General features: G+C 68.8%; 11 protein-coding genes and 1 tRNA gene. 5 read left to right on the top strand and 7 right to left on the bottom strand.

The window, feature by feature from the left end:
- The first annotated feature begins 40 nt into the window (after positions 1–40).
- The 3 genes from cmk to ACMCNK_RS09865 all read left to right on the top strand — a co-directional run bounded on the left by cmk (position 41) and on the right by ACMCNK_RS09865 (position 2,294).
- Positions 41–721: a (d)CMP kinase gene (cmk, locus tag ACMCNK_RS09875; protein ID WP_412736088.1), complete on the top strand. Its 681-nt coding sequence runs from the start codon at positions 41–43 to the stop codon at positions 719–721.
- Positions 718–2,139 (top strand): ribosome biogenesis GTPase Der, encoded by a 1,422-nt coding sequence (gene der, locus ACMCNK_RS09870; RefSeq protein ID WP_412736087.1) that lies wholly within the window; start codon positions 718–720, stop codon positions 2,137–2,139. Before cmk ends, der begins: the two co-directional genes overlap by 4 nt.
- A 78-nt stretch (positions 2,140–2,217) precedes the next feature.
- A tRNA-Pro gene (locus tag ACMCNK_RS09865) sits at positions 2,218–2,294 on the top strand.
- Positions 2,295–2,715: 421 nt separating this feature from the next.
- Here ACMCNK_RS09865 and ACMCNK_RS09860 read toward each other — a convergent pair.
- The 3 genes from ACMCNK_RS09860 to ACMCNK_RS09850 all read right to left on the bottom strand — a co-directional run bounded on the left by ACMCNK_RS09860 (position 2,716) and on the right by ACMCNK_RS09850 (position 5,832).
- On the bottom strand, positions 2,716–3,555 hold the full coding sequence (locus ACMCNK_RS09860; protein WP_412736086.1) for a macro domain-containing protein: 840 nt from the start codon (positions 3,553–3,555) through the stop codon (positions 2,716–2,718).
- Positions 3,556–3,884: 329 nt separating this feature from the next.
- Complete coding sequence (locus ACMCNK_RS09855) at positions 3,885–5,504, bottom strand: CATRA conflict system CASPASE/TPR repeat-associated protein (RefSeq protein ID WP_412736085.1); 1,620 nt, start codon at positions 5,502–5,504, stop codon at positions 3,885–3,887.
- Positions 5,479–5,832 carry a CATRA system-associated protein gene (locus ACMCNK_RS09850; protein WP_412736084.1) on the bottom strand — a complete coding sequence of 118 codons (354 nt, stop codon included), beginning with the start codon at positions 5,830–5,832 and terminating at the stop codon, positions 5,479–5,481. The genes ACMCNK_RS09855 and ACMCNK_RS09850 overlap by 26 nt, the downstream gene beginning before the upstream one ends.
- A gap of 319 nt (positions 5,833–6,151) precedes the next feature.
- Between ACMCNK_RS09850 and ACMCNK_RS09845 the strand changes: the two genes are divergently transcribed.
- Positions 6,152–8,890: a CHAT domain-containing protein gene (locus tag ACMCNK_RS09845; protein ID WP_412736083.1), complete on the top strand. Its 2,739-nt coding sequence runs from the start codon at positions 6,152–6,154 to the stop codon at positions 8,888–8,890.
- A complete protein-coding gene (locus ACMCNK_RS09840; RefSeq protein WP_412736082.1) occupies positions 8,887–9,657 on the top strand; it encodes a hypothetical protein in 771 nt (256 codons plus the stop codon). Before ACMCNK_RS09845 ends, ACMCNK_RS09840 begins: the two co-directional genes overlap by 4 nt.
- A 96-nt stretch (positions 9,658–9,753) precedes the next feature.
- Here ACMCNK_RS09840 and ACMCNK_RS09835 read toward each other — a convergent pair whose 3' ends face one another.
- Genes ACMCNK_RS09835 through ACMCNK_RS09820 form a run of 4 tightly spaced genes read right to left on the bottom strand, consistent with a single transcriptional unit; the run spans position 9,754 to position 12,996 of the window.
- Positions 9,754–10,962 (bottom strand): tyrosine-type recombinase/integrase, encoded by a 1,209-nt coding sequence (locus ACMCNK_RS09835; protein WP_412736081.1) that lies wholly within the window; start codon positions 10,960–10,962, stop codon positions 9,754–9,756.
- 3 nt (positions 10,963–10,965) lie between these two features.
- A complete protein-coding gene (locus ACMCNK_RS09830) occupies positions 10,966–11,175 on the bottom strand; it encodes a helix-turn-helix transcriptional regulator (RefSeq protein WP_412736080.1) in 210 nt (69 codons plus the stop codon).
- Complete coding sequence (locus ACMCNK_RS09825) at positions 11,172–12,371, bottom strand: TRM11 family SAM-dependent methyltransferase (protein WP_412736079.1); 1,200 nt, start codon at positions 12,369–12,371, stop codon at positions 11,172–11,174. Before ACMCNK_RS09825 ends, ACMCNK_RS09830 begins: the two co-directional genes overlap by 4 nt.
- The gene (locus ACMCNK_RS09820) at positions 12,364–12,996 is read right to left on the bottom strand and encodes a hypothetical protein (protein ID WP_412740802.1); all 633 of its coding nucleotides are present in this window, start codon (positions 12,994–12,996) and stop codon (positions 12,364–12,366) included. Before ACMCNK_RS09820 ends, ACMCNK_RS09825 begins: the two co-directional genes overlap by 8 nt.
- Between the last annotated feature and the right edge of the window lie 672 nt (positions 12,997–13,668).

Here is a 13,668-nt window from a genome sequence, read left to right as displayed (position 1 = left end):
CAATAGGAGGGTTGGTCGACCCGGGGACTGAGGAGGAACGGTGGCGGAACAGGTACGGCCGGCGAGGTGCGTGGTGGCCGTCGACGGTCCCTCCGGATCGGGCAAATCCACCGTCTCCCGGCGTCTCGCCACCGCCCTCGACGGCGTCTACCTCGACACCGGCGCGATGTACCGGGCGGCGACCTGGGCGGTGCTGCAGGCGGGCGCCGACCTGCAGGACCCCGAGTCCATCGCCAAGATCGTGGAGGAGACGGAGCTGTCGATCGGTACGGACCCGGTCGCGCCCCACTTCTTCGCGAACGGGACGAACGTGGACAACCCCATTCGTGGCGCCGAGGTGACCGCCGCGGTTTCCGCCGTCGCCGCCGTCCCCGCCGTACGCCGCCGCCTCGTCGAGCAGCAGCGCGCCCTCATCGCCGGCGCCCCGCGCATCGTCGTCGAGGGACGTGACATCGCCTCGGTGGTCGCCCCGGACGCCGACCTCAAGGTCTACCTGACCGCCTCCGCGGCGGCCCGCGCCCAGCGGCGCAGCGCCGAGGACGGCACCCATGTCGCCGCCACCCAGGCCGACCTGGCCCGCCGCGACAAGCTCGACTCCAGCCGCGCCACCGACCCCCTGCGCCAGGCCGACGACGCGATCGAGGTCGACACCACCGGCATGGGCATCGACGAGGTCGTGGCCCACCTGCTCGACCTGCTGAACAGCAAGGCACATTCGTGACGGACTTCCCGGTCGACCTCTCCGAATTCGAGATCGACGACTACACCGCCGGACCGGACGTCGAAGCGAGCCCCACCGGCCCCGCCCCCGTCGTCGCCGTCGTCGGCCGCCCCAACGTCGGCAAATCGACGCTGGTCAACCGCATCATCGGCCGCCGACAGGCCGTCGTCGAGGACGTCCCCGGCGTCACCCGAGACCGCGTGCCCTACGACGCCCAGTGGAACGGGCGCCGCTTCACCGTCGTCGACACCGGCGGCTGGGAGCCCGACGCCAAGGACCGGGCCGCCGCCATCGCCGCACAGGCCGAGATCGCGGTACAGACCGCCGACGTCGTGATCTTCGTGGTGGACGTGACCGTCGGCTCCACCGACGTCGACGAGGCCGCGGTCAGGATGCTGCGCCGCAGCTCCAAGCCCGTACTCCTGGTCGCCAACAAAGCCGACAACCAGAGCCTGGAGATCGAGGCGACCTCGCTGTGGTCGCTGGGCCTCGGCGAGCCGTACCCGATCAGCGCCCTGCACGGCCGCGGCTCCGGCGACCTGCTCGACGCGATCCTGGAAGCCATGCCGCCCGCCCCGCCCATCATCGAAGGCGGCCCGCGCGGCCCGCGCCGGGTCGCCCTCGTCGGGCGTCCCAACGTCGGCAAATCCAGCCTGCTGAACCGGCTCGCCAAGGAGGAACGCGCCGTCGTCGACTCCGTCGCCGGCACCACGGTCGACCCGGTCGACAGCCTCGTGGAGATGGACGGCGAGGTGTGGCAGTTCGTCGACACGGCCGGCCTGCGCAAACGCGTCAACCAGGCCAGCGGCACGGAGTACTACGCCTCGCTGCGGACCGCCGGTGCGGTCGAGGCGGCCGAGGTCGCAGTCGTGCTGCTCGACGCTGCCGAGACCATCAGCGAGCAGGACCAGCGCGTCCTCACCTCCGTCGTCGAAGCCGGCCGAGCCCTGGTCATCGCGTTCAACAAATGGGACCTCGTCGACGAGGACCGGCGGTACTACCTCGACAAGGAGATCGACCGCGACCTCAAGCGGATCCCGTGGGCGATCCGCGTCAACATCTCCGCCAAGACCGGCCGCGCGGTCGACAAGCTGGCGCCCGCGCTGCGGCGCGCACTCGCATCCTGGGAGCAGCGCGTCGCCACCGGCGCACTGAACCAGTGGCTCACCGCCCTCACCCAGGCCACCCCCCACCCGGTCCGCGGCGGACGCGCACCCCGCGTGCTGTTCGCCACGCAGGCCGGTGTGGCGCCGCCACGCTTCGTGCTATTCACGACCGGACCGCTGGACGCCGGATACCTCCGGTTCGTCGAGCGCAAGCTGCGCGAGGAGTTCGGGTACGAAGGGACGCCGATCGAGGTGTCGGTTCGGCCTCGCAAGAAGACCGGGCCGGGCGGGCGGGGCAAGGCGCACGGCTAGGCATGCCGGTGCGCAGGTTTCCGTGCCCCCTTGGTAAGCTTTCCGAGTCGCCGCACCCCGGGTTCTGGGGTGGGGTTACGGGCTGTAGCGCAGCTTGGTAGCGCACTTGACTGGGGGTCAAGGGGTCGCAGGTTCAAATCCTGTCAGCCCGACCAATCCAAGGCCCTGACCAGCAGAAACGCCGGTCAGGGCCTGATTTTTGTCTAGGTCATATTGAACCTTCCCCCGAAAACCCCCCACTTACGCGGTCGGCGACCAGGTTTGTCGGCGATGTACGGCGTCGCCCTGCCATGGTCCGCGCATGTTGCTTTTTCGGGGTTGGCCGACGCGTGTCATGCTTGATCGTGTCGGCGGATCGAGCGGTCTCACGAGGGCCGAACTGCGAGCCTGGCAGCTACAGCACTCCTATCCGCTGCCGGTATGCCGGCAGGTCAGCGCCTGGGCAAATGCGACGCCCAGCTAGGCGGAGCCGTAGCCGGCATGGTGGCGCCTTATGGGTGCCGTACAGGCAGCGCGGGCGAGGCACTGTGATATACCGAGCGCTTGGACGGCTTTCACCTCCACGCCGATCTGTGATCAGAGCGACTCGAGGAACGCCTGCAGCTCACGCTGGTCAACCTGTGCGTACTCCGCCGGGGGCAGCACAATCCGCAGTTCGGTGGTGAGTACCCGCTCGCGCGACGCTGCGACGAACGACAGCAGGATGAGGCGAAGCAACGCCTCGCGATCGAGAGCGTTCACCCGGGCGAGGGCAGCTCCGACGACGGGCATGGCGAGCGGTTGCCGCTGCCCGCGTTCGTGCACCGCTTTCCAGAGTCGACTGAGACTTTGCCACAGCGCGTCCGTGGAGGATGCCGCGACCAGACTGGGCGACATCGTGCTGTACGCGACGCAGAAGAACAGCCGCCGCGGCGCGCCGAGCACGGCCACCGTGCCGATCGGATAGCGGTCCAGCTTGCCGTAAGGCTTCTCGTCGCGGGAGATGGAGGCCAGCACTGGCTCGGGCGCGAGCGCGACCTTCAAATCGGCGTCGAGGTGCGCGACATCGTCGCCATACATCTGCTGCAGGAACTGGGCCTGCACGCTGCGTCCGTGCACGATCCGGTTGCCGGCTACATCAGTGTCGAACACGTCAGTGAAGCCCACGACAAGATGGGCGTCGTCTTGATCGAACATGTCGCCGGGCATCACCACGACGCGAAAGCGCGGGTGGTCGAACACGCGGCACACGGTGCCTACGCGGGCCCGGACCAGCCCGTACAGCAGGGATCCCAACGCCACGACAGCTGAGACCGTTGCCCCGTACCCCGGAAATGCGGGCTTGTCCCAGACTGCCTGATAGGACTGCAGCAGCAGCGCGACCACGCCGAAGGCCGCGAACGCGTGGGTGGCCCAGATCTGCAGCGCCCGTCCCACACGCCGCCACCGCACTCGCCTATTCTGCCCGACGCGCACGAGCTGTCGCAATTGACTGATGAATATGTGACTCAGCGTTACGGCCTCTCGGGCTGAGCTACGGGCGTCATCGTCACGGCCCGGAAGTAGGCGTCCTTATGTGCCAGCTGTCTCGGCGACATCGTGTGCTGACGGTGTCCAGCGCCTTCGGATTGCCATCCGCGTGCGTTCCTGGCCTGCGCTCTCGCGCTCGCGGGCTCGGCGTCGTCGCGGCGCAGGGGGTTGGCCGTGCCAGGCCAGGGCCATTGCTGTAGCCGCAGCGGCCCGCTCCCAGTCGTCAGCGGACACGCTCAGAATGAGCGGGTATACGCCGCCAGGTCCTTGAAGCGGCTGACGTCGAGCCAGTCGGTACCCTGCGTGTTCGCCGCGCACCCGGCAGCGGTGAGCCGGTTGACGATCTTTTTGAGGCTCTCCACCGTGCCGTTGAAGCGGACGACGTTGATCCCGGCCATGTCCGAGACCGGCCGCAGCCGGCCGATTTCGATGACGACCGTTCGCTCGTGTTGTAGCCCCAGGGCCATACCGGCCTCGACCAGCACATTGGGGCGAGCCTGCCCAGTTACGACCGTCTCGTACGCCGGCTCGTCGGCTCCTTGCAGGCTCGGGTGCAGCGACGCGCCGTCATCCGGCGTGAGCAGCACGACCGCGGCCTGGTTGCGCTCGAAGGCCTCCCGGAGCACTTCGCCCATATACGGGCTCGGCTTACCGGTGCGTTGCACAATCTCTTCCCAGTCCAACGGGTGCAGGTCGATGGACTGGAGGAATGTCCAGAGTGCCCGACGGGCCTGGTCGTCGCGGCCGTGGATGACAAAGACGTCACGGGTGTTGGGCACCGGCCGCTTCTCCTCGAATAGTGGAGTGGTGGGTTTGGCAGGGAGTTCGCTCAGGGCGCGGGCCCGCTCATCAGCGGTGCTTAGATACACGAGGTCGTCCTTGAGCTCGCGGCGGAACCAAGTGAGTAGGCGGAGATCTTCGGCGAATGGCCCGGTCGGGCCTGCCTCGCCGAGGGACCGCCGCATGTCGCCAGCGAGTTTCTTCACGGTCGCGCGCAAGTCGCGCACGGAGGCCTGCCAGTACGCCAAGTCGGACCGGAGGCTCGGGAGCTCGGCCGGGCCGCAGCGGTCGAGGCGGTCCTGAACCCGGCGCAGGTCGTGCGCCCGATCCCACACCCTGAGCTGGTAGCGCAGCATGGCGGCAGGCATCAGGTACAGCCCGAACGGAGGCATCACCGGCTCACCGTTCGACCACGTCCAGTCGCTGAGCTGTTCATCACGGTCGGGCGGCGCCAGGATCACGAAGCGGCGGACCGGGCGGTCGTCGGAGCCGTGCAGCCCGGTCTCCCACAGGGCGAAGCCTCTTCCCACGGTGACGCCGTCGTGCCACCAATCGCCGGACGGCATCCCCGGAAGATCCAGAGCGGAACACTCGGCGAGGCGCGGGTCCACCTTCGCGAGCAGGCCGTCGTTGAGGGCCTTGCCGAGGAAGAGGTACGCCGAGCCGATCAGGTGGGATGGCAACGAGCCCGCCGTTTCGGCCCACATCCCGTCAAGGTCCCGCCAGCTGGGCGCGTCGGGGCTGCGGCCACCGCCGACCCCGGGGGAGAGGATCACCGAGAGGTTGAGCACCGCTGGGAAACGGCGCAGGATCGCCTGGTACAGCGAGTCAGGGTTCTTCTGAGCGGCCACGACGAGGCCCCGACCACCGGGCTCGCATGGCAACTCCGCGAGTGTTTGTGGAAGGTCCCGGGGCGGCACCGGGCTGCGCAGCGGCGCTGTCATGCCGAGCAATTCCCGGCAGCGCTCCCACGTGCGGCGAAGTTCGGCATACCCCGGGACGGCCCCCGGGCCGTCCAGGGGTGCGAAGGCATGAACCACCAGCTCCTGGTCAGCGACCCTTGCCGGAGTCACCACTCTGTTCTCCCGCGTGGGTGCGCTGAGGCGGCTTCAGCTCATGCTTCAGGTCGATCTTGGACTGCCGTTGCTGGGCAGACTGTTTGCGCTTGGCTCCACCGCCGGCATCGTTGCCGCGGCGAGGGCCGCTCCGCTCCAGGTCCGCGGTGGCTTCCCGGAAGGCGTCCTCTTTCCCAGCCCGGGCGGCGGCGCGGGCCCGTTCCACGATCGAGTCGACGATGGCCCACGAAGCTTCGTCCAGCTCCCACAGCTCCGTGTCCTCGAGAACTTCGAGGAAGTCGTCGACGGCGTCGTTCGAGAGAGTTGCGGGGCTGTTTACTTCGGACATGGGGTCGATCGTATCCGGCGATGCAGCGGCCGCCGAACCCCGAAAATGATGGCGTGGAGCCTGAACCGGTCACGAAATCGGGCGACCTTCTGCACCGGCCGGCTCAGGATCGTCGGTCGCTATGTACTCGAACGACTGGGACGCCGACCGTCGATGACGCGTTCGCCGTGGTTCAGGACCTCGTTCTCTAAAGCTAGAGCGCGTCTGACGGATCATCACGTGTCGGTTGATCGGTTGTGGACTTGTCCTCGTGCCGGTCGGAGCCGGTCCGACGACTTGATCCCTTGCCCGGCCGCCAGCCGACAGCAAGGATGGCGGCATGCTTGCCAGCAAGCCGGATCGGGTCCGCCACCACATCGCTGCCGGCGATCGCTTCCGTGCGGCGGAGGAATTCGGTCAGGCCCGCGCGGAATACACTCGTGCAATTTCGATCATCGAGAGTGCCCAGTCGCGGTGGAGTTCTCCCCTGTCCCGGTTGCGGTGGGCGCGGCACGCCGCCGACGTGCTGAGCGTGCTCGGTGAGATTGATCTTGCGAGCGGGCGGCCTGATCTGGCGTGCGAGGCATTCGAGGAGGCCCTGCGGCGATACTCCGAGGTCTCGTACCACGAGTCCGAAGAAGTGTCGGTCGTCCTCAACAACCTGGGCATCGCGTATGGGGAGCTCGGCCGGTTCGAGGAGTCGGACCGGGCGTTGCGCCGGGCGATGGAGATCGACCGCAGGATCGGCCGGGACCCGGCGGCGCTCGCAGCCGCCTGGAACAACCTGTCTCAAAGCATGCAGGCGTCCGGCTACCTGGATGAGGCGGCCCGCGCGTTCGAGCGGGCGACGGCGGTGGGCGGGCTGGCGCCGGGGATGATCCGGCAGCTCGACGGGCAACGCTCCTTCCATCTGATGACCCGCGGGCAGTTCAGCGCCGCGCTGGTGCGCCTGACCGGGCAGTTTCGCCGGGCTCCGGAGGACTCGGTAGAGGCCGCGTACCTCGCTGGGAATCTCGCGCAGGCATATGCTGAAATGCAGAATCCGCAGGAAGCACAACGCTGGCACCGCCGTGCCGTGGAGATCCGCCGCAAACGGCAGCCGGGCTCCCTGCCGCTGGCTCTGGCATTACACAATATGGCCGATTCCCTCGCCGCCACCGGGGAGACGGAGGAGGCGGGCCGGCTACTCGACGAGGCAGCCGGCCTGGCGGAGGCAATCGCGCCGCGGAGCGCCGCACTCGCCTCGATGCGGGCGGCCCAGGCTTGGGGGCTGCTCGGGGCCGGCCAGCCGGCAGCCGCAGTCGCACTCGGTGAACAGGCGCTCGTCGCGGCACCGGCTGCCGGACGGCAGCTCACCGGCGTGCGTATGGCGCTCGCTTTCGCCTATCGGGAGCTGGATCAGCCGGACCTGGCCCGCGCGATGCTCGAGGAGGCCCGCGAGGTCTGCGAGAAGATTTCGCCGCTGCTGCCCGAGCTGCGCTGGGTGTACACCGAGTTGGGCCGGCTCCTGCTGGACGAAGGCGCCGCGTTGATCAAGCAGCGTTTCCCCACCTTGACCCCGGCGCAGGTGAGCCGGCACGCGGCTGACCAGGCGGCATCCTGCTTCGACCGGGCGATCGAGGTAGCCGAGACGATGAGGCCCGGCTCGGCCGGGGAACCGGGACTGGAGCTTCTCTTCGGCACCGCCCAGTCCGCATATCACGGCCGAATCCAGGCGGCGTGGAAGAGCCAGACGCCCGAGTCTGCGGCGATTGCGTTTCGTGCTGCGGAGAGCTTCCGGGCCCGCACGCTGGCCGAGATACTTTCCGGGGCAGAGCAGGTGCGACCGCCGGGCAGCGAGGCCGCGACGCTGCTTGCCGAGCTGAACGAGGTCCGGCAACAACTGGGTGCGCTGTACCGGTGTATTGCGGCGGACCCAGACCAGCGTTGGCAGGCCGACCGGGACCGGCTCGAGGAGAAGGCGGAGCTTCTGCGCGTCGACCTGCGCGCGCTCGACCCACTGGCCGCCGATCGGGAGTGCCCGCTTCCTTGCACAGTCACCGAGGTGCAGCGCCATCTGGACAGCGCGGTGACCGTGGCCGTCTACGAGGTGACCGACGACGGCGTGTACCTGTTCGCTGTGCGACGCAACGACTACACCTTCACCAAACTCCCGGTTGACACCGCGACCATCGTCGCGGCCGTCGAGGAGGTCGTCAGTGCGTGCACCGCCGAGGACAGTGCCCCACCGGCCGATGCGCTGCGCCGCCTCGGTGAATGGTTACTGCGGCCCATCGCCGCCCATCTGGGCAACCTCGCGGTGTGCGCCGGCGGAGTGCTGGCCGGCCTGCCGTTTGAGGCCCTGGAACTGGACGGCACCGTCGTGGCGGAACTGTCCGCGCTCCGGATGATCCCCTCCGCAACGATCCTAACTCACTTCGGGACGGACCCGCGCCACCGCCGGGCTGACCGGCCGTTCGCCGGCTTCGCGACACCGTCCACACCAAGCCAGGTCGGGCTGCCCGCCACATCGCGCGAAGTGCGGGAGGCGGCCGCGATCATGGGCGGCCAGTTGCCGGCCGGGGAGGTCAACGCGGCAACCGAGCCGGTCACCCGGGTCGGTGCCGAGGTGACCGTGACGGTAGTGCGCGAACTTGCCTCGAACGCCCGATATGTGCACTTTGCCATGCACGGGCTAATCAGCGACACGCGGCCGCTGTACTCGGGTTTCCCGCTGTCCGGTGGGGAGTTCCTGCACGCGTACGAGATAGCTAGTTTCGATCTTTGCGCGGACTTGGTGGTCTGTTCCGCCTGCGATACCGCCAAGGGCGAGTCCCGGGCCGGTGAGGGAACGGTCGGTCTGGCCTATGCGTTGTTCGGCGCGGGAGCCCGCGCGGTGCTGCTCAGCCGCTGGCCCATCACCGACCCGATCGTGGTCCGGCAGATGCGCGCGCTCTACCGGGAGTTGGCGGACGGCGTGCCAGCGGAGCAGGCAGTACGCGAGGCTGCCCTCGAGGTGCGCCGCCAACGCCACCCGCATCCGCGCGAGTGGGCCTCGTTTGTGCTCATCTCCCTCGGCACGGAATGGAGCCCCGAATGATCACGGTGGACCACCCGACCGAACGGCGCAACGCTGGACTGCAGTACGTGATCGTTGCGTTCGCCCTCTCGGTACTGCTCTACCTCGCCGTCGACGACAAGCGGGTCTTCGCCGCCCTGCTCGTGCCGCTGCTGCAGGTCGCGCTCTATCGGTCGTGGAATGTGGAACGGCTGTCTCCCTCGCTGGCGCAGCACTACGGCCACACAGTCGTGGCACATGGCGCGGACCGGATGGCGCGGGAGTTCGCCACGGACAGCTGGCTGCACGACTCGTGGGCGAGCAGGGGAGCGCCACTGGCCCGACTGCTGGCGCTCCAGCCCGGGCAGATCACCTCCAAGATGGAAGTCCTGGACGCGGCCGGTCCGCCACGACGGACGATGAGCGCGGCTGGGCGGGCCGTCAACCGGACGGCCGCCGCGCTGCTCGGGTTGACCCTGGGTTGGGTGGTGGGTTGGGGCTGGTTCGCCCTGCCTTGGCCGATACTGGCCGGGCTGGTCATGCTTGTGGCGTGGCGAGCAGTTCTAGCTGCGTACAACCGGTGGCAACTCGGCCGGCTCACCGCCACGATACGGACGAACACGCGTGCCGAACTCGAGGCGCTGCTGGCACCGCCGTGGGCGGGCCGGCTGATGGCGGTCTCGCGGGAACTCGACCGGCTACTGGCACCCAGCGCTGGGGCGCGCCGGGTGCCAGAGCTGCGGGTGATCGAGCTATTGCTGGCAGGTGGGATCGTCCTCGGGGCCGTCGTTGGATGGGCGGGTGTCTAATTGGTCGAAATCGGGCGGAGCGGCGGCGTTGTTCTGCCAGAGCCCGCGTACATGGAGGCGAGTTCTGCGGGCGTCAGGCGGTCACGGGACGGCACCTTATGTACGGTGCGGCTGCCGGGGATCGCGATTGCCCGTGGACTGATCGGTGCCGAGCTGTTGGAGGATGTCGGAGACGTCCGGGGCAAGGGCTGGTTTGACGATGTAGTACGTGTTGGTGATCTCCTCGCTGGCATGTCCCAGTTGGGCGGCGGCGCTCTTGGCGTCGGCTTCCTTGTCGATGAGTGTGGCCACGGTCTTGCGGAAGGTATGTGGGGTGACCCATTCCAGGTCGCTGTCGGCGCGGGCACGGCGCCACTGGCGGCGTACGTTGTTGGGGGATAGCCAGGTACCGCGGCGGGACGGAAAGATCGCGTCGTTGCAGTTGTCGGCGGCATCGACTGTGCGGCCCAACAGCATACTGATTGCGAACCGGGGCAGCACGACTGTCCGGTAGCCGGCGTCGGACTTGGTCCATTCTTGGCGGAAGAAGCCTCTGCCTTTGACGTAGACGATGGTGCCTGAGACGGTCAGGGTGGGTCGGGAGGTGGCTAGCTCCAGGTCTGCCCAGCGCAGTGCGAGGATCTCGCCGATGCGGGCGCCGGTAGCGAGCATGAGGTCGACGATGTCGGCCAGATCGCCGGTGTGCCGAGGTCCCGGCTTGCCGGGGACGGGGTGCTGCCATTCCCGGATAGCTGTCCGGACGGCCTGAAGGTGATCACCGGTGAGGGCGGTGACCTTGCGGCGTGGTCTGCGGAGCCGACCGGTGTCGCGAACCGGATTAGCGGTGAGCGCGCCGTGGCGCACACCCAGGGCGAACATCTGTCCGAGGACGACTTTCGCGCCCTTGGCTGATGCCGGATGATTCTTCGCGATTTCCCGGAGGAACCGGTCCAGGCGGCCGACCGTCGCCTCCCGAACTCGCAGATTACCGAGAGTTGGAATGATCATCGTGCGTAGGCTCTTCTGGTACCGGTCGATGGTCTGCGGTGCGAGTCGTTCCTCCGCGGTGATCTCGTCGATCCACAGGTCGGCAAGCGTGCTGATGTGAGTTTCCCTGGTGATCTCGTCGTCATTGGGGGCGACGCGGTCACGCAGCTTCTCCTTCAGGGCACGGACGGCGGCCGGACCGGTGGTGCCGGTGGCCTCGACGTCGCGGGTCTTGCCGTCGTAGTCGCGGAATCGGGCGCGGGCGCAGTACCGGTTGGGGCCGAGCGTCTCGGTGCGGATGTTGCCCCAGGTTCCGATCGGGAGTGGAGGTCGGGCCATGGTTCAGCGCTCCGGGTCGGTGTGGGCGTCGAGCCAGCGGTCGACCTCGCTGCGCCGGTAGCGCAGGGTGTTGCCGACCCGGATGGCGCGGGGTCCTTTGCCGCGGCTGTGCCAGGCGTAGAGGGTGTTCTTTGGCTTGCCGAGCCAGGCCGCTACGTCATCGATGGTGAGGAGCGGGTCGGGCCGCCACTCGGCGGCCGGCGCGGCGCTCATCGCTGGCCCGCCGTGGCGGACGAACCGGACTTCGGGTCGGAAGCGGTGAATGTGGTGTCCGGCTGGGCGTCGCCCGGCGTCGGACGTGAGTAGGGCGGGCACGGAGCGGCGGTCCTTTCGACGTCCCGGTCCGGGGTGGGCCGGGGATGGGTGGCGCTGCCGCCGCCGGTTCTGATGTTGGCGGCGGGCGCCGGGTGTGCCCGTCGATCCACGCGGGACGCGGTGAAGGGATCAAGCCGATCGGTGTGCGGCCCGGCGGGGTCGGCCGTGCTCGGCGCGGGGTCGTGGTGGGTGGTTTGCGGCAGTCCCGCTTTTAGAATCACGACGTCCTCGTGCTGCTGAATCCATTGCGGGTCACCGGCGGTGATGGCGTCGCGGACGTTCTTCTGCTGGAAGAACGAGGCCCGGGGGACGAGCACGCCGTCGCGGACGCCGGCCATCAGCGCGACGCATTCCTCGACCAGTTCGAGCCCGGCCGCGTGTCCGGCGGCGACGACCATGCCGGGGATGTCCACGAGTTCCCCGTGTCGCCGGTAGGGGCGGGCGGTGATGGCGACGTGTCCGCCGGGGCGTAGGACGGCCCGGCAGCCGGCGAGGATTTCGGTGAATCCGGCGGCGAGGGTGTCGTGGTCGCGGTAGGCGAGGTTGTCGCTGTCCCCGTAGCGGTGGTGGATCTTGCGGACCTTGCCGCGTCGCGGGCCGGGGGTGCGGACGTGTCCGTGGGTGGATGGCCCGTACGGTGGCGAGGTGACTACGAGCGCGACCCGGCCGCGAAGCGGGGGCGGCAGCAGCGAGGGGAGCTTGCGGGAGTCGCCGGTGTAGACCTCCCCGTCGCCGGTGGCGCCGTGCCGTTCGGCGAGGGCGATGTTGACGGCGGCCAGGGCCGCCCACCGGTCTTCGTACTCGACGCCGACGCCGTGCCGGCTGAGGTGCATGGCTTCGACCACGGTGGTGCCGATGCCGGCCATGGGGTCGAGCACCACGTCGCCCGGGTCGGTGTAGGTCTGGATGGCGTAGCGGGCGATGGGGGGCAGCATCTTGCCCGGGTGGGTGATCGACTCCGGGGCGTAGCGGCCCTTACGCAACTCCCGGGACGGCTTCTGCCCGGTCACCCAGACCGAACCGGGGTAGCCCTGCTCGATCAGCCGGGCGGGCGAGCCAACGAAGGCGGGCGTGGTGGGACGACGCTCAGACATGGGTGGCCTCCAGGGAGGTGCTGGCGAAGACAAGCAAGTCCCGATGCGCTCGAACGTGGCGGCCGGCGAGCAGCGGCGGCCGAGGAACCGGATCGGATTCGGTACGCGGGTCCGCCTCGGGCAGAGGAACCAGGACCGCGGGGATGTGCTGGTGGTAGAGCAGCCCGACCGCACGGGCGGCGGCGATGACCGTCGAGCGGTGCCCGGCCGCGCCGCCACCGGGCAGAGCGGTCAGCAGCGTGACGAGGAAGCCGCCGGGACGCAGCCAGGTCTGCCAGCCGTCGAAGGTCTCGCTGAGCGCGTACACGTCGCGGGTGTCGACGCCCAGCCGGGGCAGGCTCGCCAGGATCAGCCCGACACTCCACTGCTCGGGGACGACCGGGCTCGGGTGGCGGTGCAGGTGTCGGGCTGCTCCCGCGACCGTCGGGTGGGTGTCGAGGTCGAGCACGGTGTCGCCGTCGCGGCTGTACCGGGCGATCAGACGGGCGACGTGATCGGGGTGGATGCCGTACCAGTTCGGCAGCGGCTGCCCGGTCCGGTCGAGTGGCCGGTGGTCGTGGGGCGGGGTGAGGAACAGTCCGACGGGTGCCGCAGGGCGGGAGTCGGTGGTGGGGCTGTTCGGCATGAGCGTGTGGGCCACGCCCGCCGGCGAACGCTGACACCAACGGAATACAAATCGGGGCGCCGATTTTGCACGCGCCGCGTCTCACCGGCCCGCCGAGTGTGGCCGGGAGCCGGCCGAGGAGTCCTCTTGAACAAGATCATCTTTGGGTTGAACGCGCAGGTCAGGGCGGCTGCACCTCAAACCTTTGGGTGCCCTGTGCGGCCTCGGTGAATTGCTGTCGATGTGGCGCTCGTCGCAGGGCCTTGAACAAGATCATGTCGAGGCTTGAACAAGATCGACTTTGATTCGGCGGCCCGTTGAGCAAGATCCACAACCCCATGAACAAGATCGACTTCAGGACCTTCGGGGGTTGAACAAGATCATCTGATGGCTTACGAGAGCAGCGGGACGAGGCCGCCAACCCCACGTGCGGGGTTGGCGGCCTCGTCGTGTTCAAGGTGCCTGTCGTCGGGTCGCGGCGTCAACTGGCCGCACTCCGCAATGGGGGTTGAACACCCAGCTCTGCTGGCCTTCGCGTACCCGCTTGGCGGTCTCGCGGCGGCGGCCTCGGCCATCGATGGTGATCAGCGGCGGCGGCGCGGAATGGCGGGCGGTGACTTTGAGCAAGATCAACAGTGTTCATGATCTGTTCAAGGCCCCTGGTGGCGTGGTGGCAGACCCGCCGACCGGCCC

The sequence above is a fragment of the Krasilnikovia sp. MM14-A1259 genome (genome assembly GCF_047159535.1).
In the GTDB taxonomy this organism is placed as follows: Bacteria; Actinomycetota; Actinomycetes; order Mycobacteriales; family Micromonosporaceae; genus Actinoplanes.
The sequence above is the reverse complement of the archived record's forward strand: the minus strand, read 5'-3'. Positions and strand labels throughout refer to the sequence as shown.

Excerpts from the sequence above, each read along its gene's own strand:
- ACMCNK_RS09850 (WP_412736084.1), bottom strand. The coding sequence starts at position 5,832 with ATGTCCGAAGTAAACAGCCCCGCAACTCTCTCGAACGACGCCGTCGAC.
- ACMCNK_RS09845 (WP_412736083.1), top strand. The coding sequence starts at position 6,152 with ATGCTTGCCAGCAAGCCGGATCGGGTCCGCCACCACATCGCTGCCGGC.
- ACMCNK_RS09840 (WP_412736082.1), top strand. The coding sequence starts at position 8,887 with ATGATCACGGTGGACCACCCGACCGAACGGCGCAACGCTGGACTGCAG.
- ACMCNK_RS09835 (WP_412736081.1), bottom strand. The coding sequence starts at position 10,962 with ATGGCCCGACCTCCACTCCCGATCGGAACCTGGGGCAACATCCGCACC.
- ACMCNK_RS09830 (WP_412736080.1), bottom strand. The coding sequence starts at position 11,175 with ATGAGCGCCGCGCCGGCCGCCGAGTGGCGGCCCGACCCGCTCCTCACC.
- ACMCNK_RS09825 (WP_412736079.1), bottom strand. The coding sequence starts at position 12,371 with ATGTCTGAGCGTCGTCCCACCACGCCCGCCTTCGTTGGCTCGCCCGCC.
- ACMCNK_RS09820 (WP_412740802.1), bottom strand. The coding sequence starts at position 12,996 with ATGCCGAACAGCCCCACCACCGACTCCCGCCCTGCGGCACCCGTCGGA.